21 protein-coding genes and 1 riboswitch are annotated in these 22,692 nt (G+C 71.3%); of the genes, 14 read left to right on the top strand and 7 right to left on the bottom strand.

Annotated elements, in window-relative coordinates:
- Positions 1–144: 144 nt before the first annotated feature.
- Positions 145–372, bottom strand: coding sequence for a hypothetical protein (locus BMZ47_RS21750; RefSeq protein WP_091864174.1), 228 nt, complete (start codon positions 370–372; stop codon positions 145–147).
- 120 nt (positions 373–492) lie between these two features.
- On the opposite strand from BMZ47_RS21750, the gene BMZ47_RS21745 reads away from it, so the two are divergent.
- From BMZ47_RS21745 to BMZ47_RS21735, 3 genes are all read left to right on the top strand, one after another.
- On the top strand, positions 493–1,758 hold the full coding sequence (locus BMZ47_RS21745; protein ID WP_091864173.1) for an adenosylmethionine--8-amino-7-oxononanoate transaminase: 1,266 nt from the start codon (positions 493–495) through the stop codon (positions 1,756–1,758).
- 133 nt (positions 1,759–1,891) lie between these two features.
- Positions 1,892–2,281, top strand: coding sequence for a response regulator (locus BMZ47_RS21740; protein ID WP_007559982.1), 390 nt, complete (start codon positions 1,892–1,894; stop codon positions 2,279–2,281).
- 84 nt (positions 2,282–2,365) lie between these two features.
- A complete protein-coding gene (locus BMZ47_RS21735) occupies positions 2,366–2,992 on the top strand; it encodes a MarR family winged helix-turn-helix transcriptional regulator (RefSeq protein WP_007559981.1) in 627 nt (208 codons plus the stop codon).
- Between the two features lie 9 nt (positions 2,993–3,001).
- Here BMZ47_RS21735 and zigA read toward each other — a convergent pair whose 3' ends face one another.
- Positions 3,002–4,219 (bottom strand): zinc metallochaperone GTPase ZigA, encoded by a 1,218-nt coding sequence (zigA, locus tag BMZ47_RS21730; RefSeq protein ID WP_091864172.1) that lies wholly within the window; start codon positions 4,217–4,219, stop codon positions 3,002–3,004.
- A gap of 185 nt (positions 4,220–4,404) precedes the next feature.
- Between zigA and BMZ47_RS21725 the strand changes: the two genes are divergently transcribed.
- On the top strand, positions 4,405–6,546 hold the full coding sequence (locus tag BMZ47_RS21725; RefSeq protein WP_208601084.1) for a TonB-dependent receptor: 2,142 nt from the start codon (positions 4,405–4,407) through the stop codon (positions 6,544–6,546).
- A 283-nt stretch (positions 6,547–6,829) separates the two neighbouring features.
- Positions 6,830–7,933 carry an oxidoreductase gene (locus tag BMZ47_RS21720; protein ID WP_091864171.1) on the top strand — a complete coding sequence of 368 codons (1,104 nt, stop codon included), beginning with the start codon at positions 6,830–6,832 and terminating at the stop codon, positions 7,931–7,933.
- A 22-nt stretch (positions 7,934–7,955) separates the two neighbouring features.
- Here the strand turns inward: BMZ47_RS21720 and BMZ47_RS21715 are convergent, their stop codons facing one another.
- Positions 7,956–9,416 carry a peptidase gene (locus tag BMZ47_RS21715; RefSeq protein ID WP_091864170.1) on the bottom strand — a complete coding sequence of 487 codons (1,461 nt, stop codon included), beginning with the start codon at positions 9,414–9,416 and terminating at the stop codon, positions 7,956–7,958.
- On the bottom strand, positions 9,413–11,596 hold the full coding sequence (locus tag BMZ47_RS21710; RefSeq protein ID WP_091864169.1) for a TonB-dependent receptor: 2,184 nt from the start codon (positions 11,594–11,596) through the stop codon (positions 9,413–9,415). Before BMZ47_RS21710 ends, BMZ47_RS21715 begins: the two co-directional genes overlap by 4 nt.
- Positions 11,597–11,885: 289 nt before the next feature.
- Positions 11,886–12,080: riboswitch (cobalamin riboswitch) on the bottom strand.
- Positions 12,081–12,202: 122 nt separating this feature from the next.
- Here BMZ47_RS21710 and BMZ47_RS29275 point away from each other — a divergent pair.
- The 4 genes from BMZ47_RS29275 (at position 12,203) to BMZ47_RS21690 (ending at position 16,117) form a co-directional block, all read left to right on the top strand.
- Positions 12,203–12,850: a HigA family addiction module antitoxin gene (locus BMZ47_RS29275; protein ID WP_342029073.1), complete on the top strand. Its 648-nt coding sequence runs from the start codon at positions 12,203–12,205 to the stop codon at positions 12,848–12,850.
- 220 nt (positions 12,851–13,070) lie between these two features.
- Positions 13,071–13,532: an NUDIX hydrolase gene (locus tag BMZ47_RS21700; protein WP_091864167.1), complete on the top strand. Its 462-nt coding sequence runs from the start codon at positions 13,071–13,073 to the stop codon at positions 13,530–13,532.
- A gap of 65 nt (positions 13,533–13,597) precedes the next feature.
- Positions 13,598–14,560, top strand: a complete 963-nt coding sequence (locus BMZ47_RS21695) for a PLP-dependent cysteine synthase family protein (protein ID WP_091864166.1) — start codon at positions 13,598–13,600, stop codon at positions 14,558–14,560.
- Positions 14,561–14,707: 147 nt separating this feature from the next.
- The gene (locus BMZ47_RS21690; RefSeq protein ID WP_091864165.1) at positions 14,708–16,117 is read left to right on the top strand and encodes an RluA family pseudouridine synthase; all 1,410 of its coding nucleotides are present in this window, start codon (positions 14,708–14,710) and stop codon (positions 16,115–16,117) included.
- On the opposite strand, the gene BMZ47_RS21685 is transcribed toward BMZ47_RS21690, so the two are convergent.
- A complete protein-coding gene (locus BMZ47_RS21685; protein ID WP_091864164.1) occupies positions 16,084–16,797 on the bottom strand; it encodes an alpha/beta fold hydrolase in 714 nt (237 codons plus the stop codon). The two genes, BMZ47_RS21690 and BMZ47_RS21685, sit on opposite strands and share 34 nt — an antisense overlap.
- A gap of 166 nt (positions 16,798–16,963) precedes the next feature.
- On the opposite strand from BMZ47_RS21685, the gene BMZ47_RS21680 reads away from it, so the two are divergent.
- The 4 genes from BMZ47_RS21680 (at position 16,964) to BMZ47_RS21665 (ending at position 19,487) form a co-directional block, all read left to right on the top strand.
- Positions 16,964–17,407, top strand: a complete 444-nt coding sequence (locus BMZ47_RS21680) for a hypothetical protein (RefSeq protein WP_091864163.1) — start codon at positions 16,964–16,966, stop codon at positions 17,405–17,407.
- Positions 17,408–17,438: 31 nt separating this feature from the next.
- Entirely contained in the window at positions 17,439–18,128 is a 690-nt protein-coding gene (locus BMZ47_RS21675) for an HAD-IA family hydrolase (protein WP_091864162.1), read from the top strand.
- A 124-nt stretch (positions 18,129–18,252) separates the two neighbouring features.
- A complete protein-coding gene (locus BMZ47_RS21670) occupies positions 18,253–19,041 on the top strand; it encodes an ATP12 family chaperone protein (protein WP_091864161.1) in 789 nt (262 codons plus the stop codon).
- 146 nt (positions 19,042–19,187) lie between these two features.
- Positions 19,188–19,487 (top strand): hypothetical protein, encoded by a 300-nt coding sequence (locus BMZ47_RS21665; protein WP_091864160.1) that lies wholly within the window; start codon positions 19,188–19,190, stop codon positions 19,485–19,487.
- A gap of 12 nt (positions 19,488–19,499) precedes the next feature.
- Here BMZ47_RS21665 and BMZ47_RS21660 read toward each other — a convergent pair whose 3' ends face one another.
- A complete protein-coding gene (locus BMZ47_RS21660) occupies positions 19,500–19,994 on the bottom strand; it encodes a glutathione peroxidase (protein WP_091864159.1) in 495 nt (164 codons plus the stop codon).
- Positions 19,995–20,034: 40 nt separating this feature from the next.
- Positions 20,035–20,595: a hypothetical protein gene (locus tag BMZ47_RS21655; RefSeq protein WP_039903197.1), complete on the bottom strand. Its 561-nt coding sequence runs from the start codon at positions 20,593–20,595 to the stop codon at positions 20,035–20,037.
- Between the two features lie 133 nt (positions 20,596–20,728).
- Here BMZ47_RS21655 and BMZ47_RS21650 point away from each other — a divergent pair, with 133 nt between their 5' ends.
- Positions 20,729–22,117, top strand: coding sequence for an aminotransferase (locus BMZ47_RS21650; protein WP_091864158.1), 1,389 nt, complete (start codon positions 20,729–20,731; stop codon positions 22,115–22,117).
- Positions 22,118–22,692 lie beyond the last annotated feature (575 nt).

The raw sequence follows: 22,692 nt of genomic DNA, 5'->3' as shown, positions 1-22,692 counted from the left end.
CCGACGTCGTCCGGTGTCCCTCGCCGGCCCCGAGCGGCTTCTGCACGCGGTTCCCCGGCCCCATCGTCGCCGAAAGGTAGATGAACAGGCCCGCTGCGAGAGCAAGCACCGGCCCGAGGGCCATGAGGTAAAGGTCGCCCCAGCTCATTCCCGCAGGCTCCCGAGCAGTGGTCGTGCTGTCAGACGTGGGATGCTGCCGACGGCAAGCCAAGCGACAGCAAACAGCGTCGCCCTGAGCGCGCCGCGGGCGCCGGGAACCCCGAGCGAGACGGCGGCCAGCGGCGTGATGAAACCAGCCGCGATCGATGCGATCGCCGTCCCGTTCAGCGCCGTGGCCGACAGCTTCGTGCAATCGTTATGGATAAGGCTCATCGTCGGTCGTGCGGATGGGAATCAGCATCTTCACCGGTGAACGGTACCGGTTCCGCGCCGTCCGCGCGCTCTGCCGCGGGCCCGCTTGACCACCCCCGCCCGGCCCCCCATCCCTCATCCATGACGTTCGACCTATCCCGAAAGAACCTCTGGCGGCCCTACACGCAGATGCGGCTGGCGCCGCCGCCCCTGGAGGCGGTGGCGACGCGGGGCAGCCGCATCGTGCTGGCGGATGGCCGCGAATTGGTGGACGGTATCGCCTCCTGGTGGACGGCGGTGCATGGCTACAACCATCCGCACATCGCCCGGGCAGTGGCCGACCAGTTGGCCAGGATGCCCCACGTGATGTTCGGCGGGCTGACCCATGCTCCGGCCGAGCGCCTGGCGACGCGGCTCGCCGCGCTGCTGCCGGGGGATCTCGACCACGTCTTCTTCACCGATTCGGGCTCGGTCGCCGTCGAGGTCGCGCTGAAGATGGCGGCCCAGATGTGGCTCAACCGCGGGGTGAGCGGGCGGACCAGGGTCCTGGCCTTCCGGGGCGGCTATCACGGCGACACGATGGGCGCGATGTCGGTCTGCGATCCCGAGGAGGGCATGCATCGCCGCTTCGGCGCCTACCTGCCCAGCCAGGTTTTCTGTGACTTGCCGCGCAGCCAAGCCGAGACCGAGGCGCTCGATTCGGCCCTCGCCGCCCATCGCGAGACGCTGGCCGCCGTGATCGTCGAGCCTCTGGTCCAGGGCGCGGGCGGCATGATCCTGCACCCGCCGGAGGTGCTGGCCACGGTCGCGCGCCTCGCCCGCCGCCACGGCCTGCCGCTGATCGCCGACGAGATCTTCACCGGGTTCGGCCGCACCGGCAGCCTGTTCGCCTGCCAGCAGGCCGGGATCGTGCCGGACATCATGTGCCTGTCGAAGGCCCTCACCGGCGGCACGATGGCGCTCGCCGCCACGGTCGCCCGGACGGAGGTATTCGAGGCGTTCTGGTCCGAGGATCCGGCGGCGGCGCTGATGCACGGCCCGACCTTCATGGCCAATCCGCTCGCCTGCGCGGCAGCCAATGCCAGCCTCGACCTGTTCGAGTCCGAACCGCGCCTCGATCAGGCCGGCGCCATCGCGCGCCGCCTGACGGAGGGGCTGGCCGAGCTCAAGGGCCTGCCCGGGATCGCCGATATCCGGGCTCTCGGCGCCATCGGGGCGGTGCAGTTCACGACAACGCCCGACCTCGCCGCGCTGAAGGCGGCCTTCCTCGCGCGGGACGTCTGGGTGCGGCCGTTCGGCGACATCGTCTATCTCACCCCCGCCCTGACCATCCCGGAGGCGGATCTCGACCGGCTGATCGCAGCGCTCGTCGCCGTCATCCCCGGGCAGGCTGCGGCTTTGTCCTGACGACATCGGCCTGACGATCCCGGGCGGTGCCGCCGCGACGGCCTGCAACCTGGAACCGTTTCTGCCGTTGGGCTCACGACGGACAATGCGTGCGGTGGCCCCCGCGGCCGGACGCTGCCGGAGGGAGTGCACAGTGGCGAGCGAGCAGACGGTTTCGGGCGGCGATCGGCCGGTGATCCTCCTCGTCGAGGACGAGGCGCTGACGATCATGGACCTCGGGGACGTGCTCGAGGATGGTGGCTACGACACGGTGCAATGCGCCTCCGCCGAGCGGGCGCTCAGCATTCTTCAGGCGCGCCCGGACATCTGCGGGCTCGTGACGGACGTGCAGCTGTCGGGGAAGACCGACGGGTTCGATCTGGCGAGCGCGGTGGCCGAGGCCCGTCCGCAACTGCCGATTCTGATCGTGTCGGGCCGGGCCGCTCCCGATCCGGCCCGGATGCCGGCCCATGCCGACTTCATCGCCCGCCCCTGCACGGGCGAGGACATCCTGGACCGCCTGAAACGCCTGATGTCCTGCTGAGACGGGCGCTTATCCATCCCCGTCATCGCAGCGTCACCGGCCCGCGCCACAGGATCCCGGGCGGCCGTGTGATGGGGGTGGATCGTGCAGCTTCAGGATGGTCCGGCGGCCGCCGGCATAGATGCGGGCGCTCCGGTGGGCGACAAGCAGAAACGCGATCGTGAGATCAAGGATGCGGGCGCCTCGGAAGGGTCGTCCAAGAAGATGCGGCCGCCCGGCGTGCGCAGCGTCGGCTGGGCCCTGGTCCAGGCCGCGCGCCTGCACCGCGCCCGCACCGGCGACCGGCTGGCGAAGCTCGGCCTGTTCGCCGGGCAGGAACAGGTGGTGCAGGCGCTCGCCGCGGCCGGCACCATGACGATGGGCGATCTGGCCGCCCTCCTGCGGGTACGCCCGCCCACCGCCTCCAAGACGGTCACCCGGCTGGCGGCTCTGGGCATCGTCGAGCGCCGGGCCGAATCGGGCGACGGGCGCGTGGTCCGGGTTCAGCTCACCGAGGCCGGCCTGGCCAAGGCCGAGGCGATCGAGCGGATCCAGGAGGAGGTCGAGGCCGAGTTGCTCGACCATCTCGACAAGACCGACCGGCGTCGCCTGCGCAAGCTCCTGCGCAAGGCCGCCCGCGGTCTCGCCGAGGCGGCCGGCGCTTCCGGCCAGATCACCGAGGTCGATGCCGAGATCGAGGCCGAGGACGAGGCCGAGGCGATCGCGGTCTGAGGCGACGCGTCAGGCCGCGCGCCGCCAGGCCGGGAACGGGTCCGGCAGGTGGCGATAGGCTTCGGGGTCGAAGGCCGCATCCTCGCCGGTCTCGACCAGGCAGGCATCCAGGGCGGCGGTGAGGGCCTCCTTGTCCATGCCGGTGCCGATGAAGACCAGTTCCTGGCGGCGGTCGCCCCAGACCTCGCTCCAGACCGTGTCGAGGCGCTGCCGGAACTCGGGCGCCTCCGGCCAGCGCCGGCGCGGCACGGCCGACCACCAGAACCCCATCGCGGAGACCCGCGCCACGGCGCCCGCCAGCGAGAAATCCCCGACCCAATCCGGCCGCGTCGCCAGCCAAAAATGTCCCTTGGCCCGAATCAGGCCCGGCCAGGTCGCGTTGACGAAGGCGTTGAACCGCTCCGGATCGAACGGCCGCCGGGCGCGGTAGACGAAGGATGAGATCCCGTATTCCTCGGTCTCCGGCACGTGGTCGTGGGCGCCGTAGAGCTCCTTGAACCAGAGCGGGTGGGCCTGCGCCTTGTCCTCATCGAACAGCCCGGTATCGAGGATCGCGTCCAGCGGCGCGCGCCCGTGATCGGTCTCCAGGATGCGGGCATCGGCGTTCAGGCCGCGCACCACCGAGCGGACCAGGGCGAGGTGCTCGGCCGAGACGTCCCGGGCCTTGTTGATCACCACCACGTCGGCGAACTCGATCTGCTCCACCAGCAGGTCGACCAGGGTGCGGGTATCCTCGGCCCCGGCGGTCTCGCCGCGCTCGCGCAGGAAGGCGGCCGAGCCGTAATCCTTCAGCAGGTTCACCGCGTCGACAACGGTGACCATGGTGTCGAGGCGGGCGACGTCCGAGAGCGAGCGGCCGGCCTCGTCCCGGAACGCGAAGGTCGAGGCGATCGGCAGCGGCTCGGCGATGCCGGTGCCCTCGATCAGCAGGTAGTCGAACCGCCCCGCCTCCGATAGGCGGCGGACCTCGTCGAGCAGGTCGTCCCGCAGGGTGCAGCAGATGCAGCCGTTGGTCATCTCGACCAGCGTTTCGTCGGTCCGGGACAGGTCGGCGCCGCCGGCCCGCACGAGGTCGGCGTCGATGTTCACCTCGCTCATGTCGTTGACGATCACGGCGACCCGGCGGCCGTCGCGGTTGTTCAGGACATGATTGAGCAGGGTCGTCTTGCCGGCCCCCAGGAAGCCGGAGAGGACGGTGACGGGAAGGCGAAGGTCAGGCTGTGTCATGCCCCCAAGAAAAACGTTATAACGTTACAAAGTCAACGTTGCGGCGGGCGACGCGCGGGCAGCGCTCAGACCGAGTGTTGTAACAATGTAACGTTTCCGGGCGAACGCGACGGCGTGCGTGATCGGCGCTTGCTTCCGTTCCTCGCGGAGCGTGAATGAAACGATATAACACTGTGTGAGTCTCGATGACCCCGACCTTCCGCCACGCCGTCCTGGCCGGCACGATCCTGTCGGCGCCCCTCTCCGCCGGCCTGTTCGCCGCTCCGGCGCAGGCGCAGAAGGCCGTCGCCCTCGACGAGATCAGCGTCACCAGCCCCAGCCCGATCCAGGCCACCAAGCCCGTCGCGGCGCCCGCGGCACCGCTGCAGACCGGCATCCTGCCGGTGGCGACCAACACGTTCTCGCCCGTCACCGTGGTGACGCAGGACCAGATCGCCCGCGACCAGCCCCGGACCCTGGGCGACGCGTTGTTCGACCGGCCCGGCATCTCGTCCACCACCTACGCGCCGGGCGCGGCCTCGCGGCCGATCATCCGCGGCCTCGACAATGCCCGGGTGCGCATCCAGGAGAACGGCATCGTCAACGGCGGCGTCTCGGATCTCGGCGAGGACCACGCGGTCCCGGTGAACCCGCTGGTCGCCGACCGGATCGAGGTGATCCGCGGCCCCGCGACCCTGCGCTACGGCTCCGGTGCCATCGGCGGCGTGGTCTCGGCCGACAACAACCGGGTGCCGACCTTCATCCCGGCGAACGGCGTCCAGGGGCAGGTCACCACCGGCTTCTCCAGCGTCGATAACGGTCGGCTCGGCGCCGCGACCGTGGATGCCGGCGGCGACGGCATCGCGGTCCATGCCGACGGGTTCAGGACCGCCAACGACAGCTACGCGATCCCCGGGGGGATCCAGCGCAACTCCTACAATGAGTCCCAGGGCGGCGCGGTCGGCATCTCGGCGATCGGCGACCGCGGCTTCGTCGGCATCTCGTTCAGCCATTACGACGCGATCTACGCGATCCCGGGCGGCACCGCCGAGCAGGACCGCACCCGCCTCACCCCCAACCAGGACCGGGTCCTGTCGCGGGGCGAGTACCGACCGCTCGACGGGCCGTTCGAGGTGATCCGCTACTGGGCGGGCTACTCGGTCTACCGCCACAACGAGGTCGGGATCGGCGAGGATGGGATCGAGGGCGTCCAGGCGATCTTCAAGAACCGCGAGGCGGAGGGGCGCCTGGAGCTCCAGCACGTCCCGGTCGAGACCCCGTTCGGCGTGCTGACCGGCGCGCTCGGCTTCCAGTCGGACCGGCGGGTGATCAACACGCAGCTCGAATCGTTCCTGCCCAAGACCGAGTCCCGGGCCAACGCGGTCTACCTGTTCGAGGAGCTGGAGCTGCGCCCCGGCACGCGGCTTCAGGCGGCCGGGCGCTACGAGGTCGACCGGCTGTCCAGCACGGCGGCGCAATTCCCGACGGATTTCACCCCGGTCGACGGGCTCGACCCGCTCCAATACGCCCGGACCCGGCGCTTCGCCCCGAAGAGCGCCAGCATCGGCGCCCTCCAGGACCTGCCCTTCGGCTTCGTGGCGAGCCTCAACGGCTCCTATGTCGAGCGCGGACCCACCGGCTACGAGCTGTTCTCGCAGGGGCCGCACGACGCCACCGCGACCTTCGAGATCGGCAATCCGGACCTCAAGAAGGAGCGCGCCCGCACGGTCGAGGCCAGCATCCGCCGGGCCGAGGGCCCGCTGCGCCTCGACGCCACCGGCTACTACACGCGCTATACCGGCTTCATCTACCGCAACTTCACCGGGCTGGCCTGCGACGACGATTTCGCCTCCTGCGGCAGTGGCACCGAGAACCGGCAGGTCGTCTACCAGCAGCAGAACGCCACCTTCTACGGCGCCGAGATCATCGGCCAGTACGACGTCCTGCCGGTGGGCAACGGCTTTGCCGGCATCGAGGCGCAGTTCGACTTCGTGCGCGCCCAGTTCGACAACGGCACCAACGTGCCGCGCATCCCGCCCTACCGGCTCGGCGGCGGCGTCTACCTGCGGGCGGACGGTTGGTTCGCCCGGGTGAACCTGCTCCACGCCTTCGACCACCAGGCGACCGCCCTGTTCGAGACGCCGACCCCGGGCTACGACGACCTGCGCGCCGAGCTGAGCTACACGAAGCTGGTCGATCCGACAGTCTACGGGGCGAGCGCGATCACCCTCGGGGTGCAGGGCCGCAACCTGCTCGACGCCGATATCCGCAACTCGACCTCGTTCAAGAAGGACGAGATCCTGTTGCCGGGCCGGAACGTGCGGTTGTTCCTGACGGCGCGGTTCTAGGGACGGGCCTGGGCAGCGGGCGCACCGGACACGCGTCTCACGCGACGGCCGGTGCGCCGCTCCGTCATTGCGAGCGCGGCGAAGCAACCCAGGGCAGCGCGCGATCCCCGAAGGTGGCGCATCGCGGGGTCACTTCGCTGCGCTCGTGATGACGGTGGGGGATGAGCTGGTGGCGGCCTCCGATGAACGGCCGGACGATGCTCCATGCTTCGGAGGCGGTGAACCCGGGCGGTCGCGCGGCTATCATCGCGCCGTCCCGATGGCCGGGCCGGACGAGACCTGAATGGCGAGCGCACCTGCACCGATCCGCGTCGGCCTGATCGGCTACGGCTATGCCGGCAAGACCTTCCACGCCCCGCTGATCCGGGCGGTTCCGGCGCTCGAACTCCGGGTGGTCGGCTCGCGCGACCCGGCCAAGGTCCGGGCCGACCTGCCCGGTATGACCGTCATCGCCGAGCCCGCCGCGGTCGCGGCGTCGGACGACGTCGATCTCGTGGTGATCGCATCGCCAAATGACACCCACGCGCCCCTGGCCCGGCTGGCCCTGCAAGCCGGCAAGCACGTGATCGTCGACAAGCCCTTCACCCTCGACCTCGCCGAGGCACGGGACCTGGTGGCGCTGGCACGGCGCCGGGGCCGGATGCTGTCCGTGTTCCACAACCGGCGCTGGGACAGCGACTATCTCACCGTCCGGGCAGCCATCGCGGAGGGTCGCGTCGGCAAGGTCCGGCACGTCGAGTCGCATTTCGACCGGTTCCGCCCGCAGGTCCGCGACCGCTGGCGGGAAGGGGCCGGCCCCGGCGGCGGCATCTGGTACGATCTCGGGCCCCATCTCGTGGATCAGGCGCTCCAGCTGTTCGGCCTGCCCGACCGGATCACCGCGAACCTGGCGCGGCTGCGCCAGGGCGCCCTGTCGGATGACTGGGCCCATGTGGTGCTCGACTACCCGGACCTGCGCGTTGTCCTGCAGGCCAGCATGCTGGTCGCCGGCGGATCGCCCCGCTTCCTCGTCCACGGCGAGGCCGGCAGCCTCGTCAAGCAGCGCCTCGACATCCAGGAGCAGCAACTCCTGGCCGGCCTCGCTCCGGGGGCGCCGGGTTGGGGGGAGGATCCGGACGGGATCGCCATCCATGACGGCACCGGCGCCGTGACGCACGCGCCTGCCGTGGCCGGGGATCAGCGGCACTACTACGCGGGCGTCGCCCGGCAAGTCGCGCAAGGCGCCATCGACCACACCGCCGCCCTCGAGGCGCTTCAGGTGATGGCCTGCATCGAGGCGGCGCTGATCTCTGCGCGGACGGGGACGTCCGTGGCGCCCCCGCTCACGCCGGAGGAGCGGGATCCGTCGGGGCTCGCGGGGGACGGCGCGGCTTCGCCCCACGCGTGAGAACGCTGTCGCGCGCCTCCGCTCACCGAGCCCGCGTCGAGAAACTCCGGCCCACCCTTCTCCAGCCCGCGACGAGGCCGGTGAGCGCGATCCCGGCGGCGAGCAGGTTCAGGAGCCATTGCGCGGCGTCGTGCAGAGCGGGGCGGCCGGTCAGGATCGGCAGGTCGAGGCGGTGGAGGGCGTCGAACAGCCAGCGGTTGATGCGGCCCGACCGGTCGAGGCGCTGGAGGATCGTGCCGTCGCGCGGGTCGATGTGGAGCCAGGTGGCGGCCGGGTCGTCGAAGCGCAGGCGCAGGACCGGCAGGGGCCGCGGGTCCACCCCGTGCGGGTACCAGTAGGAATCGTAGGCTTCGAGCTGCCGGGCCGCGCGGAGGTGTCCCGCGGGGATCGCCGCGATGGCGGCTTCCGCCAGGGTGGCCACGTCAGGGCCGGTGCCACCGTCCGAGGCGACGGTGCGCAGGCCGTCCGGCGCCTCGGCGACCAGCCACCAGCGGCCGCCGAGGGCGGTGAACCGCACGGCCCGGGCGTCCGGTCCGGCGAGATCGGGCAGCCGACCGGCATCGACGCCGATGGCGCCGGGCGTCCCGGCATAGGCGGCCCTCAGCTCAGGCTGCGGGGCGCTCGACGTGAACCAGCGGTTCGGGTTCATGGAGATCCAGCCGCTCACGATGAACGTCCCGAGCCCCAGCCCGCCCGCGAGGCCGAACAGGTGGTGCCAGCGCGCCAGCCTGCGATAGGGCGTCACGGCGCCCCTGGCGTAGCGACGGCGCAGGCGCAGGCGCCAGATCCCGATGGCGAGGCCGCTGAGCGCCCCGAGGGCGGCGAGCCCCGAGAGCCAGAGCAGGACCGTGCGCCACAGCTCCGCCCGGGCCCGCAAAGGCGTCAGGTAGATCCAGTGCGGCACCGAGCCGAGCCAGTTCCAGGCGCGCTCGAACCGGGTCGTGTCGAGGGCGATCTCGCCGGTGACCTGCGAGACGTAGAGCTCGGTCCCTGCGGGATCGCCGAGGGCGACCTTGTGGAACGGCCGGAGCGGGTCGTAGCGGGCGGTGACGGTCCACTGGTCCCGCTCCACCGGCTCGACGCGGGCGCCCGGCCGGTCCCCGGCGGCGAGCCGCAGGGCCGCCTCCGCGTCGACCGGGCCGAGCCGCGTGCCAGTCCGGCCCGAGACCGTCGCCCGCGACCCGTCGCGGCCGGTGATCCGGTAGACCGGCTCAACGCCGCGCATCTTCAGGGAAAACGCGGCCGGCACGCCTGCGACGCCGCCGGTCGCGAGCGCCGCATCCGGCGCGACCGCGACCTGGTCCCAGGCGACCGGCGCCAGGCGCGCGAGGCGTTCAGGCGGCGTGAGCGCCGGGAACGGCACGTAGAGCATCACAAGCCCGGAGCCGATCCACAGGACGAAGAACAGGGCCGTGGCGATCCCGGCCCAGCGGTGGAACAGGAGCAGCCAGCGGCGGGCCGCCTTACCGGCCCAGCGCCTCACCAGGTCACCGTGTAGGCGAGCTCCACCGAGCGCGGCCGGCCCAGCAGCCAGTTGGTGCCGACGCCGTTCACGGCGTTGCCGCTGATCGCGTAGACCTTGTCGAACAGGTTGTAGACCCGCAGGCTCAGGCGCGAATCCACCGTCACCTGATGGTCGAGGACGAGGTTGACCAGGTTGTAGGCCGGGCGCCGGGCCGTGTTGGAGAAGTCGCTGTAGACCTGGCCGACGTTCTGGAGCCCGACCCGGGCGGTCCAGTCCCGGGAGACGTCCCAGGTGAGCCAGAGATTGGCGACCCGCTCGGGTACGTCGATCGGCTGGTTGCCGGCATACGAGACGGTGGCGCCGTTCACGCTCTGGTCGAAGGCGTCGTATTGCGCGTGCAGCAGCGCGAGGTTGCCGTCGAGCCGCCAGCCCGGGGCGAAGTGCCAGCCCAGCGCCAGCTCGAAGCCTTGCGAGGATTGGCTCCCGACCTGGGTCGACAGGGTCGGCTGGCCCGGCACGGCCGAGATCAGGTTGTCCTTGACGATCCGGTAGCCGGCCACCGTCCATTCGAGGGCGCCGTCGAAGGCGAGCCCCTTGGCGCCGATCTCGACCTGCGTGCCGGTGGCGAGCTGGAACCCGGCCAGCGACTGATTGAGCGTGATGAGGCTGTTCACCGGGTCGGTGGCGAAGCTGTACTGCGCGTAGAGCGCGCTGTCCGGCGTCGGGTTGTAGACCAGGCCGAACCGGTAACCGAGCGCGCGGTAGGTCTTCTCGAACTGCGATCCGGTCTGCAGGTCCTCGCGCTGGAGCGTCGGCACGTCGAGGCGCATGCCGGTGAGGAACGAGAGCTTGTCCGACAGGATCACCCGGTCCTCGGCGAAGACCGAGGCCTGGCTGGTCTGCGTGGCGTAGGCCGGCCGCGCCCGCCCGTTCTGCGGGAAGAAGCCCGGATCGTAGCCGGTCAGCGGCACGCTGGTGGTCTGGTCGAAATAGAAATTGTTCGTGTGGCGGAAATCGATGTGGTTCACGTCGAACCCGACCGCGAACGCGTTCGGCAGGCCGAACAGGCTGCCCTTGACGCTGGCGTCGAGGCGATTCCCGACCTGTTCCTGGCTGTGATAGATCTCGAGGTAATCGCCGCGATCGACCCGTCCCGTCCCGCGGTTGTAGATGTACTGCTCGACATCGAGCCAGTGCCGCCGGCTGGTGAGCCGATAGGCGGTGTTGCGCACGGTGATGTCGGCCGAGGGCGTCCACTCGGTCTTGAACTGGGTCCAGTTATCCGCCCAGGTGATCTTCGCGTCGCGGACGTTGTAGTTGTTGAACCGGATCAGGTCCGGGATTCTGCCTTCGACCAGGGGCGTGCCCCAGTAGCGCGCCGGCTCCTGGTAGCCGAGATCGTGGCTCACCGTGAAGGCGAGGTCCGGGCTCGGCTGGAACAGCAGGGCGGCCGAGACCGCGAGGTTGCGGAAATCGCCCTCCGGCCGGATCCAGCCGTCGGCGCGGTTACCGCTGACGTTCAGGCGATACGCGAAGGTCTCGCCGAATTCCTCCCGGCCGAGCGCCCCGCCCGAATCCAGTGCGAGCCGCGCGACGCCGTCGGTGCCGATCACCGCGCGGGCCGTGTTGATCGGCACGAAGACCGGCTTCTTGGGCACGACGTTGATGACCCCGCCGATGGCGCCGTCGCCGTAGAGCACCGAGGACGGCCCGCGCAGCACCTCGATGCGCTCGACGTTCCAGGTGTCGAACGGGAACGTCACCGTGTTGGCGCCGACATAGAAGCGGGTGCCGTCGTAGAGCTGCTGAATCGAGTTCGGCCCCGCGAAACCGCGGGACGTGAACGCGCCGTTGCCGTTGCCCGGCGCCGCGATCGTGGTGATGCCGGTGGCGTCCTGGGTCACCGCCTCGGCGATCGTATCCTGGCCGCGCAGCCGCGCGGTCTCGCCGGACACGATGTCGACGCTCGCGGGCGTCTCCAGCGGCGTCAGGCCGAGCCGGCTCGCGGTCCGGTCGGGGGTGCCCAGGTTCAGCCCGGTCGGGGCGGCCCGGGTCAGGCTGACCCCGCCCTCCCCCTCGACGGAGAGCTGGTCGAGGGCGACGCTCTCCTGGGACGCGGCCGGGCTCGCCAGGAGGGTGAGGAGGGCTCCGCAGAGCGGCGCGCGCCGGCTGCGGAGAGGATTTTTCGGTCGGGACATAGCGTGCGTGAATCCGTGCGCGGCGGCCGCCGGCCCGGATGTCCTATAAGCAATGTTATAACATTGCTATCCGTGGTGGCCGGGCCTCGCGCGCGTCGAGCGCAAGGGCTCGGGCGGAGGATCGGGCCGCGCGGAGACGCGGCCGGGATCGGCACGACAAGGGAGGGCATCGGGAACCGGGACGCGGGCGCGCTTGCTGTGGCACGTCACCGCGAACGAGGCCTCGCCATCCGTGCTCACGCACGGGCGTCTCGACACCCGCCAGGACACCCCGCCCGGCGCGTTTCGCGTGTGACCACGGCTGACGGCAGGTCTCCTGGCTCGCGGGTCGCCGCCCTCGCACCGTCTTCCCGGGCCGAAACCCAGTGACGTGGTGGTGAAGGGCTCACCGCTTACAGTTGCGGGGACAGCCGCGGCATCGGGGCAGGCCCCTCACCGCGTTCCCTTTTGATCCCCGAGGGGAACCGTCGGTGATCAGCTTGGCCGTGTGCCGCTGGGACGTCAAGCGTCTGGGTATCTTCGGTTGTGGGCGGGTCCCTTCCGCACCGGCCTGGACGACCGGCTGCACGTCAGGGGCATTGGCGGGCTCGCCGGGCGCGGACGTAATTGCAAGTCTTTTTGCAACTCGGCTTTGTATCGATGGGTAATATTATCAGTCATTCACCCCATGTATTGCAGAAAATGAAACACTTACGAGAAAAATTTCTCGATGATTTGCTCGATATTGAGCATCATCACAGGTTACATAGGGTCGTTGTCGGTGGAACCACTGGTGATCTGCCGCGTATATCGGCCAAGCTGATGAAAGGGGGAGGTAATAAGATCGTCTCACGGGACGTACGAGACATCTCTATAAACCGATGGTCTAGAGCTGACGTAGACAAGGGGGGCGCGATGAGTATCACGTATCAACTGGAAAATCCTGGTCATCCCGGCGGGTTCGTGCGGCGCAATATTTTGGAGGCGCGCAACCTGACCGTCATGGCCGCGGCCAGCTTGCTCGGCGTGACCCGTCAGGCGCTGTCCGACTTCCTCAACGAGAAGACGGCACTCACGGCGGATCTGGCCCTGCGCATCGAGACGGTGTTCGGGTGCAGCATGGAAACGCTGATGGAGCTGCAGACCCGCTTCGAGATCGCCAACGCGCGCAAGCACCAGGCCGAGATCCAGAGCGAACTCGCGGCCGCGCCGCGGGTCCAGGATCCGGCCGATCGGCCCGAACCGATCGTCAAGCGCGCATACGCGATCGGGTGAGATTCGTCCTCGGCGGCGCGGATAACCTGGCCTGAGCCGCAGGGACGATCCCAGTTTCGACGGCGGGCACGCTGCGCGTCGGCCGGGATGTCGAAACGCGCCACCCCATGAAATCTGCGCCGCGCTGGGCCGGACAGTCCGACACGGCGCCGCGCAGCTTGGCGCTCTGGAGGCCAGTGCAGGCCGTTGCGCCCCTCGGCGGCGCGGAATACCGAACCCCATGCATGTCTGGCGCCCCCCTTCGGAGATCCGCGTGAAGGCGCTCGGCCTGCCCTGGCGGGGAGGCCGGCTGCTCGTCGCCGAGGTCTATACCGATGACGGGCGCCTCAAGGGCGTGCGCCCCCTCGGGGGCAGCGTCGGGTTCGGCGAGCCGGCGGAGGCGGCGCTCGTGCGGGAGTTCCGGGAAGAGCTCGGCCTCACCGTGCGGGTTCTCGGTGCCCCGTTCGTGATGGAGAACCTGTACACACACGAGGGCAGTCCGGGGCACGAGGTGCTGTTCCTGTTCCCGGTCGCCCTGCCGCCGAGCGCGCTGGATACGCAGGAGCGGGTGGTCTTCCACGAGGATTGCGGCACGCCCTGCATCGCCCGCTGGTGCGATCTGGAGGAACTGGATCGCGCGGGCGGGCCGGATCTGTACCCGGTCGGGCTCAAGGCGCGGCTTCTCGCCGAGGGGCGGCCGTAGCCGCGAATGCGCGTCCTCGGTTCCGGCCCTGTCGGGGCCCGGAAGCCGCTGCTAGGCTGTGCGGCGTGATCACCCGCGCCGGGGCCGCGTCCGTGCCATCGACCATCGCCGCGTCCGCCCTCGACCTTATTGGCCGCACGCCCCTGATCGCCCTCGACCGGGTCCATCCCGGACCGGGCCGCATCCTGGCGAAAGCCGAGTTCATGCAGCCCGGCGGAAGCGTCAAGGACAGGGCGGCCCGCGCGATCCTGCGCGCCGCCCGGGCGGATGGGCGGCTCGCCCCGGCCGCCCCGGTCGTGGAGATGTCGAGCGGCAATATGGGGACCGGCCTGGCCGTGGCCTGCGCCACGCTGGGTCACCCGCTGGTCGTCACCCTGTCGGCCGGGAACAGCCCGCAGCGGGCGCGGATGCTGGAGGCGCTCGGGGCGGAGGTCGTGCTGGTCCCGCAGGTCGACGGGGTGCCGGGACAGGTGACCGGGGCCGATGTCGCGGCCGCCGCCGAGGCGGCGCGGCACGCCGCCCGGGAGCGCGGCGGTTTCTACGTCGACCAGTTTCACGCCCCGGAAGGCGTCGCGATCCACCGGGATACGACCGGCCCGGAGATCTGGGCGCAATGCGGCGGGCGGATCGAGGCCTGGGTCGCGTCGGTGGGAACGGGTGCGACCTTCCTCGGGGTCGCGGCGGCGCTCCGGGCGCGCAACCCACATGTCCTCTGTGCGGCGGTGGAGCCCGAGGGCTGCCGGCCATTGGCGGGCGAGCCCGTCGCCAAGCCGCGCCATGTCCTGCAGGGGACGGGCTACGGCAGCGTGCCGCCGCATTGGGATCCCGGGCTCATGGATCTGGCCCTCGCGGTGTCCGACGACGAGGCCGCGCGCTGGCGCCGGTTGCTGGCGACGCGGGAGGGCCTGCATGTCGGCTACTCGGCGGCCGCCAATGTCTGCGCCGCCGCATCCCTGCTCGCCTCGGGCCGCCTGCCGGCGGACGCGGTCGCCGTCACGGTACTGTGCGACACCGGTCTCAAGTACTGACGGTTGTGGCGCCGGCCACCACCGCCTTTGCCGCTGCGCCCCCGCGATGCTAGAGCCGGGCGACCCCATCGGTCCGGGTCCTCCGCGACGCCGCGGCCGATGCGCCCGGACGTTCCGTCCGAAGCGGAGACGGGTGCTGGCGGAATCATGACGACACGACCACCCCCACGCGGCGGCCCGAAGGGGCGCAAGCCCCCGGCCGGTAAGTTTCAGCCGTATGGCGAGCGCGCCCGCACCGGCCCGCGCACCAGCGCCCGCGACGCCGCCGAGCGCGCCGCCCGCAACCGCGGCGACGATGCCGGCGCGCGCGATCCCTGGACCGCGGCGGGCACGCCCCACGCCGTCGCCGCGGCCGCGGCGGCTGCCGCCCAGCCGAAGCCCCGGCCGGCCCGGGACGAGCGCAAGGATGCGCCGCCCCCGCGCAAGGCGCCGCCGCGGCCCGGCCCCAGGCCGGCTGCGAAGGCGCAGGCCAGATCCGTCGAGTCGCGGCCCGAGCCCTCGGCGCCGCCGGCCGGCCCGACCCGGCGCGAGCAGCGCGCCGCCGCCTCCGCGACCCTCGCCTCCGGTGTGCAGACCCTGACGGTCGAACCGGACGAGGCGGGCATGCGCATCGACCGCTTCCTCACCGCGCGCTTTCCGCTCCTGCCCTTCACCCGGGTCCAGAGCATCGTCCGCAAGGGCGAGCTGCGGGTCGACGGCAAGCGCGCCAAGCCGAACGACCGGCTGGAGCCGGGCATGAGCGTGCGCGTCCCGCCGCTGCGCCTCGACCAGCCGACCGAGCGGCCGCGCAGCGCCGCCCGGGAGCAGGACGATGCCGAGTTCATCCGCTCGCTGATCCTCTACGAGGACGCCGACATGATGATCCTCAACAAGCCCTTCGGCCTCGCGGTCCAGGGCGGGTCGGGCACGGTCCGCCACGTCGACGGGCTGCTCGCGGCGCTGACCGGGCCGGACGGCCAGAAGCCCCGTCTCGTCCACCGGCTCGACAAGGATACGGCCGGCTGCCTGATCATCGCCAAGACGCGGCTGGCCGCCGCGACGCTCGCCAAGAGCTTCCGCTCGCGGGCGGCGCGAAAGATCTACTGGGCGCTCACCGCGGGCGTGCCGCGGGTGCGGCAGGGGCGGGTCTCGACCTACCTCGCCAAGGACGAGCCGACCGATGCCGACGCGCGCATGCGGGTCGCCAAGCACGGCGACGAGGGCGCGAGCCACGCGCTCACCTATTACGCCATGGTCGATCAGGCCGCCCAGAAGCTCTCCTGGCTGTCGTTCAAGCCGGTCACCGGGCGGACCCACCAGCTGCGCGCCCACGCGGCCCATATCGGCCACCCGATCGTCGGCGACCCGAAATACTTCTCGGTGGAGAACTGGGAGCTGCCCGGCGGCATCCAGAACCGGCTGCACCTGCTCGCCCGCCGTATCGTGATCCCGCATCCGCGCACCGGCCGGCCGGTGGATGTCAGCGCGCCGCTGCCGCCGCACATGGCCCAGAGCTGGAACCTCCTGGGCTTCGACGCCTCCCGCTACGACCCGATCGTCGAGGCGCCGGAGAGCTGAGCCCGGAGCCACGGCACGACGGCCTCCGCCAGGGCGTCGGGGGCCTCCATCGGCAGCATGTGGCCGGAGCCGTCGATCACCGTCAGGGCGGCGCCCGGAATGCCGGCCTGCAGTTCCCGCGCCTCGTCGAGGCTGCGCAGGCCGTCCTGGGCGGCGGCCACCACCCGGGTCGGGCAGGCGATCGCGCCGAGCCGGTCCAGGTCGCTGGTACGGGCCTCACCGGCCTGGCGCAGGAACACGTCGCCGCCGAGCCGGTCGCCCATCGCGCGGATACGGGCGATCAGCGCCGCGTCGCCGGCCCGGTCGGGATGGACCGAGCCGAGGATCGCGGCCCGGCTGAGCCCCGAAAATCCCCGGCGGCGGACGTTCTCCACGGCCGCCGCCTTCCGCCTCGCCTGGGCCGGGGTGTCGGCCCGGGCCGAGGTGGCGATCAGCACGAGCGCCCGGACCCGCTCCGGCGCGAGCCGCGCGATCTCCCGCGCCACGTAGCCGCCCATGGAGAAGCCGATCAGCGCGAATCGCTCGGGCGCCGCCGCGGCGACCCGCCGTGCCATGGCGTCGATGCCGGAATCCCGGGTGAGGTCGCCGTGCAGGACCGGGCCGAGCGGCGCGAGGCGCGGCAGCATGTCCGCCCAGAGGTCGGGATCGGTCATGAAGCCGGGGAGCAGGACGAGGGTCATGGGGCTCTCACGCGTGCCGGCCCCAATATCCCGGTGCAGCGCCGCCCGCGGCCCATAGGTCGCGCGTCCGCCACGCCTTGGCAATCGGCCGACTCGCCTCATATGCTGATCCGTGACCCGCCGTTCCGCCGCGGGGCCGATTTCCCGCGGTTCGAGACCCTGACGCATGAAGCTCGCGACGTTGGCCTGCCTCGCCGCCCTCTGCCTCGTCGGGCCGGCGGCCTATGCCGCGCCGGGCGAGGCGGCCAAGCCGGCCGCGCCGGCGAACCCGGCACCGCCATCCAACGCGCCCCGGCAGACCCAGCCGGCACCGGCCACGCCCGCCCCGGCCCAGACCGCCCCCGCCGCCGAGGCGCCCCAGCAGCCCGCCCCCTCCCCCGCACCGTCGAACGCCCAGCCTCAAGCCGCCCAACGGCCGGCCTCGAGCGCCCGGGCCGAGCGCCGGCGGCGGTCCTACGCGGCCTGCAACCGCGCCTCGCACCAGCGCGGGCTGCGCGGCGGCAAGCGCCGGCGGTTCCTGATCCGCTGCCGCCTCGGCTACGAGCGTACGCATGGCCAGCCGGCGCAGCCGAGCGCCGGCCAGCCGGTGCAGCCGGGCCGCAAGCCGTGACCGGCCGCGCCGCGCCGGGCGCGCCCGGGCGATGAAGCTGATCGTCTTCGACGTCGATGGCACGCTGGTCGACAGCCAGCACCTGATCGTGGCGGCCCAGGGCCTCGCCTTCGCGGAGAACGGCCTGCCGGCCCCGGGCCGGCGCGAGGCGCTCTCGGTGGTCGGCCTGTCGCTGCCGCAGGCGTTCCGCCGCCTCGTGGGCGAGGACGGGCCGATCGTCGAACTCTCGGAGAGCTACAAGCAGGCCTACAACCGCCTGCGGGTCGATCCCGCCTACGAGGAGCCGCTGTTCCCGGGCATGGGCGAGTTGCTGGCGCGGCTGCATGCCCGCGAGGACGTGCTGATCGGCCTCGCCACCGGCAAGTCCCGGCGCGGCGTCGACCGCCTGATCGCGCATCACGGCTGGGCCGACTGGTTCGTGACCACGCAGAGCGCGGACGACGCGCCGTCGAAGCCCGATCCGACCATGCTGCTCCAGGCGATGGCCGAGGCCGGCTGTGCCCCCGAGGCGACCGTCATGGTCGGCGACACCACCTTCGACATTGGCATGGGCGTGTCGGCCGGGGCCGTCGCCGTGGGGGTCGGCTGGGGCTATCACCCGGCCGGCGCCCTCTACGGGGCGGGCGCCGTCACGGTGGTGTCGAGCGCGGGCGCGCTGGAAGGACTGCTGTCCGGGGGGGAGCCGCCGGGCCTGCCCGCTGCGCCGTCATCGCGGGAGTAGCGCAGCGACCCTGGGAATCGCACCGCTCGGAGAACGCGCCCCATCCTGTGTCGCTCCGCGCGCGATAACGGTGCGACTTCCGACGAGGCTCGCCGACGAGCCCGAAAGCTCCTATCTGGCATCCATGAGCGATGTGACGAACGAGTGGCTCGGCGAACCGGGCGACGGGGAGCGACCCGATCCGGTGCGGGCGGCCCGCGGCCATGCCAAGCCCGCCCTCCCACGGCGGTTCTACACGGAGGCCGGCTTTGCCGAGGGCCCGGACGGGTTCCGGCTGACCCTCGACGGCCGTCCGGCGAACACCCCCGCCCGCAACCCGCTGAGCCTGCCGACCCGGGCGCTCGCCGAGAAGGTCGCGGCCGAATGGGCGGCCCAGGACACGGTGATCGATCCGGCCAGGATGCCGCTGACCCGGCTGGCCAATACCAGCATCGACGGCGTCGCCCCCCGGCACGCCGCCGTGGTGGAGGATCTCTCCGCCTATGCCGGCACCGATCTGCTTGCCTATCGCGCCGGGGATCCGGAGCGGCTGGTCTCGGCCCAGGCCGCGTCCTGGGACCCGATCCTCGACTGGGCGCGGGAGACGTTCGGGGCCCGGATCATCCTCAGCGAGGGCGTGATGCATGTGGAGCAGCCGCCCGATACCGTGCGGGCTTTGTCCGACGCGGTCGCCGCGGTCGAGAGCCCGTTTCGGCTGGCCGGCCTGCACACGCTGACCACGCTGACCGGCTCGCTGCTGATCGCGCTCGCGGTCCTGCGCGGCCGCCTCAGCCCGGCCGAGGCCTGGGACGCGGCCCATGTCGACGAGACCTACCAGGCGGCAATCTGGGGCAGCGACGCCGAGGCCGAGGCGCGGCTGGCGATTCGCCGGACGGAATTCGAGGCCGCGGCCGAGCTGATCGCCAGCGTCTGACCATTCCGCTGTGCTCGCCTGGCAGGGTGGATTGCGCAGATGCGCTTGCGCAACATGCCCGGACTCGCTGTCGCGAGGCCGCGTAGCCGGCTGACATGCCGCGAGGATTGACTTAGGGTCGGGCTATTCCAGTCGTCGGATCATCCATGCGCGCCGATCCTTGCCATGACAGTCGTTTCACCGGCGAATTGGCCGCGCTTCTTGCCACCAAGCAGTCTTCCGACGATGAGGCGGCGCGCGAGGCTTTGTTCGCGGCCCTGTCGCGGCTGGAACGTCAGGCGCTGATCGCCGGCGCCGCGGATTCGACCCTGGAGAAGATCGCCGAGGCCCGGTTCCTGGTCGGGATCCTGCGCGACTCGATGCGCCCGTCGCGGATCGCGCCGCTGCGCAGCCTGCTGCGGCTGGCGGCGGAGCCGCGCCGGCTCGCGGAAGCCGATCCGGTCTGAGGCGCCAACCTCCTACCGCGCCGGCTGGGCCAGCGCCGCCCGCACCTTCCCCTCCAGCGAGGCCGGCTTCGCCGACGGCGCGAACCGGGCGATCACCTGACCGTTCCGGCCGACCAGGAACTTGGTGAAGTTCCACTTGATCGCCTTCGTGCCGAACAGGCCCGAGCGGGCCTGTTTGAGGTGGTCGAACAGCGGTTCGGCCTCCGGGCCGTTCACCGCCACCTTGCCGAGCACCGGGAAGCTGACGTCGTAGGTCAGCGAGCAGAACTTGGCGATCTCGGCGGCGTCCCCCGGCTCCTGCGCGCCGAACTGGTTGCAGGGGAAGCCCAGGACCGTCAGGCCCGCGTCGCGATGCGCCCGCCACAGCGTCTCCAGCCCGGCATATTGCGGGGTGAAGCCGCAGCGCGAGGCCGTGTTCACGATGAGCAGCACCTCGCCGCGATGCTGCGCGAGGGGGTACGGGCTCCCGTCGGCCGCGGGAACGGTGAAATCGTGGATCGTCGTCATGCGCGATCACTCGGGCAAACAGGCGATGGCCGCAAGGGTGTTACGCGGCTTTGACCTTCTGCACGTCGAAGCTCGGACCCTGCGGGGTCATCCGGTCGTGCGAGACGATCCGCTCGTCCGGCGCGACCACCCCGAGGCTGACGTCCCGGTCCGGCAGGACCACCGTGGTGGTCTTGTTGACGTGCACGAGCACGTGGCGGCGCAGGGGCACGGAGGCCGCCGCCCAGCGCTTGAGCTGGCCGTAATAGGGCTCCCGGCGCCAGACATTCGCCTGGCCGGGATCGACCTGCACGTTCATGTTGCGCGACAGCGGGTCGAGGGTGAGCACCATCTTGGCGCGGTCGGGCTTCCATTCCGGCCCGAGCCAGCTCTCGGTCATCCAGAGGCAGTGGAACGCCCGGCAATGGTCGGGGCGCGTCGCGTGGATCGCGCAGCCCTGGCCGGCCTTGGTGTGGCGGCACCACTGGCCCGCCACGCTCTCCACCGCCGGCACGTCGTAGACCTTGCAGCACAGGGTGCAGGCGCCGCAGGCGCGCCCGGGGGCCGGCTGCGCCACGAAGGTTTCGGGCGCCAGGACGGGCGAGGGACCGGAAGTAAGCATGAATCGTGCGTCGCGCGGGTCAAACACGGGGGCATGCATCCGGGATGAGCCGGGCGCAGGGCCGCGGGACTACCTGCACGGGCATCGGGTCGGTAGTGTGGCGGATCCCCTGGGCATGAGGACGGTGCGAACGATGCTCTCGAATCTCGCGACCCGCGACGTCGAAACCCTGCTCCACCCCTACACCAACCTGTCGACCCACCGGCATACCGGCCCGCTGGTGCTGGAGCGCGGCGAGGGGGTCCACGTCTACGACACGGAGGGCCGGTCCTATATCGAGGGCATGTCGGGCCTGTGGTGCACGGCGCTCGGCTACTCGAACGCGGAGCTGGTCGAGGCCGCCCGGGTCCAGATGGGAAGGCTGCCCTTCACCCACCTGTTCTCCGGCCGCAGCCACGATCCGGGGATCGAGCTGGCCGAGACCCTCAAGGAGCTGATGCCGGTCCCGACCTCGAAGATCTTCTTCACGTCTTCCGGGTCGGAAGCCAACGACACCCAGGTCAAGCTGACCTGGTACTACAACAACGCGCTGGGCCGGCCGCAGAAGAAAAAGATCATCGCGCGGCAGAAGGGCTATCACGGCGTCACGGTGGCCAGCGCCTCGATGACCGGGCTGACCGCGAACCATGCCGACTGGGACCTGCCGCTGCCGGGCTTCCTGCACGTCGCCTGCCCGCATTTCTATCGGGGCGCCGAGCCGGGCGAGACCGAGGAGGCCTATTCGGCCCGCCTCGCCGCCGATCTGGAGCAGACGATCCTGCGCGAGGGGCCCGAGACCGTCGCGGCCTTCATCGCCGAGCCGGTGATGGGCGCCGGCGGGGCGATCGTGCCGCCGCGGGGCTACTTCGCGGCGATCCAAGCGGTGCTGACGAAATACGAGGTCCGGATGATCGCCGACGAGGTGATCTGCGGCTTCGGCCGGCTCGGCACCTGGTTCGGCAGCGAGGCGCTGGGGATCCGGCCCGACTCGATCTCCTTCGCCAAGGCGCTAACCTCGGCCTACATGCCGCTCGGCGGCGTCAGCATCGACGAGCCGCTCTACGAGGCGATGATCGGCCAGAGCGAGAAGCTCGGCACCTTCGGCCACGGCACCACCTATTCCGGCCATCCCGTGGCGGCCGCGGTGGCGCTGAAGGCGATCGAGATCTACCGGCGCGACCGGGTGATCGAGGGCGCGGCCGAGAAGGCGCCGCACTTCCAGCGCCGGCTCGCGGCGCTGGCCCAGCACGACATCGTCGGCGAGGCCGGGGGCATCGGGCTGATCGGCGGGCTGGAGATCGTCGCCGACAAGGCCAGCAAGCGCCAGTACGAGCCGAAGGCGGGCGTGGCCGCCCGCTGCGTCGCCTTCGCGCAGGCCGAGGGCCTGATCGTGCGCGCGCTCACCGGCGACCGGGTCGCCCTCTGCCCGCCGCTGATCATCACCCCCGACGAGATCGACGCGCTGTTCGACCGGCTCGGCCGGGCGCTCGATCGCACCCGCGACTGGATCCGCGCCGCGGGGCTGGAGGCGATGCCGGGCTGAGGCGAGCCGGGGCGGCCCGCCCCCCTCTCCCGCACGGGCTACGATGGTCAGACAGCGCTGCCGAACGAGAACCAAGGCCAACCCCAAGCGCGCCTCCCTCCCCCCTCTGCGGGGGAGGGTGGGCCTCGCGTGAGCGAGGGTCGGGAGAGGGGAGCCCGGGTTCAGCAGAGAATGCGACCGGCACGACGGGCAACACACTGTTCTGCCGCGTCGCTCCCCTTGTATCTGGCGGTCGGCCCTTTGGGATGGTGAGATGAGGGCTGCGCGAGGGTCGGTGGCCGCCGACCCTCGCGCGCGGTCTCTGACGCCCGTCCCCCCTCAGGCCACAACCGTGGGAGAGCTTTGGGACCGGAGGCCGCCTCGTCACGCACGACCGGACAGTCGCTCGACAGCCCGTCGCATGGACAAGGCAGGTTACCGTGACAGACATCATCTGTGGAGTGGATGTCGGCGCCGCCACGCTGGATGCCCGCATTGGCCGCCACGGTCCGTGGCGACAGGTCGCCAACACCCCGGACGGCCATGCCGAACTCGCGACGTTCTGCCGGGAGCATGGGGTCGGCTTGGTGGTCATG

It is taken from the genome of Methylobacterium brachiatum (assembly GCF_900113845.1).
Taxonomy (GTDB): Bacteria; Pseudomonadota; Alphaproteobacteria; order Rhizobiales; family Beijerinckiaceae; genus Methylobacterium; species Methylobacterium brachiatum.
This window is presented reverse-complemented; position numbering and strand designations above follow the sequence as displayed.